The sequence below is a fragment of the Desulfovirgula thermocuniculi DSM 16036 genome (genome assembly GCF_000429345.1).
Lineage (GTDB): Bacteria > Bacillota > Desulfotomaculia > Desulfotomaculales > Desulfovirgulaceae > Desulfovirgula > Desulfovirgula thermocuniculi.
Genome location: NZ_AUBR01000130.1, coordinates 1 through 1,311 on the forward strand (window position 1 = coordinate 1; position 1,311 = coordinate 1,311).

Sequence of the window (1,311 nt, forward strand, 5' to 3'; positions counted from 1 at the left end):
TCGGGCGGTGAAGACGGGGTGGTAGTCGGCGGCCTACTTAAGTTCTCGCTGTCCGACTACCCGGGCCGCCCCGCCGCGGTGGTGTTCACCAGGGGCTGTAACTTCCGCTGCCCCTGGTGCCACAACCCCGGCCTGGTGGACCCGGCGCGCTACGTTCCGGAAGTGCCGCTGGAAGGAGTCCTCCGGTTCCTGGAGCGGAGGTGCCGCCTTCTCGACGCCGTGGTGGTTTCCGGCGGCGAGCTGACCCTCCAGCCTGACCTCTTGGACTTCCTGCGGGAGCTCAAGCGCATGGGGTATGCAACGAAGCTCGACACCAACGGCTCCCGCCCGGGCGTCCTGCGCCGGGCTCTCGGGGAGGGCCTGGTGGACTGCCTGGCGGTGGACTACAAGGCCCCGCTACGGCTCTACCGGGAGTGGATCCGCGCGGAAAGCCCGGACGCCGTTTTGGAGAGCCTGTGCTTGGCGCTGGAGTTCCCCGGGGGCTACATCAGGACTACGGTCGTCCCCTGTCTACACACGCCGGAAATCTTGGGAGAGATGGCGGCCGGGCTCCGCGCGGCGGGGTTCGACGCCGCCCCCGGGACGGGGAAGTGGGCGCTCCAGGAGTTCCGGCGGGGCGGAGAACTGCTCGCTGGAACCCTGGCAGCGGGGGCGTAGGGGATTTTCCCTACGCCCTTTTTTTCCGGGGGTGACCTCCGTGGGAGCGTATGCCAATACTGGCCTCGACCTGGAGAGGGGCAGGATCGACCCCGGTAGGTGGCTGGAGTTCCTGCGCGCCGAGTGCGCCAGGCGCGGGGTCGAGGTGGGACTTCCGGAAGAGGACTTCTGGTGGTTCTGCTTTGCGGAGAGGGCGGTGGCCGGGCTGGTGGCGGCGGCCAAGCGCCTCGACAACTGGGAGTGGCTGCTCTACCTGGCCAGGGTGCCCCCGAAGAAGAGGAGGTTGGGGGAGGCCGCCCTGGTGCGCTACGTCCTCTCCAGGTTCCCCTCGCCGGGGTTCAGGAGGCGGCTGAGGCGCCTGGCCTTCTACGTCTTCCCCGAGTGCTTCGGGGAGGGCGATCCCGGGGCCGCGGTCGCGGCCGCCGAGCGTGAGGGGAGGGACGTGGACGCGGCGAGGTTCCTGTGCAGGGCCCTGGGGAAAAGAATCGCCCTGCCCCCGGGTTTCGATGAGGGGGCGGCCCGGCTCCGGTACGAGATATACCTGCGGGAACACGCCCTGAGCGCGCGGGGAGCGGACCCCCTCGGCGAGGCCATAAGGCGGGAGGTGGAAAAGTCCACGCGCGGCTACCGGGAGGAGATCGCCCGGCTCAGGGA

Annotated in this window: 2 protein-coding genes; both read left to right on the plus strand. The window is 69.7% G+C overall.

The window, feature by feature from the left end; genetic code table 11:
• On the plus strand, positions 1 to 657 hold a 657-nt coding region (locus tag G454_RS19765; protein ID WP_211230130.1), incomplete at its 5' end, for an anaerobic ribonucleoside-triphosphate reductase activating protein.
• Between the two features lie 40 nt (positions 658 to 697).
• Positions 698 to 1,311, plus strand: a 614-nt coding sequence (locus G454_RS20625) for a hypothetical protein (RefSeq protein ID WP_027719239.1), incomplete at its 3' end; no start/stop codon positions are given.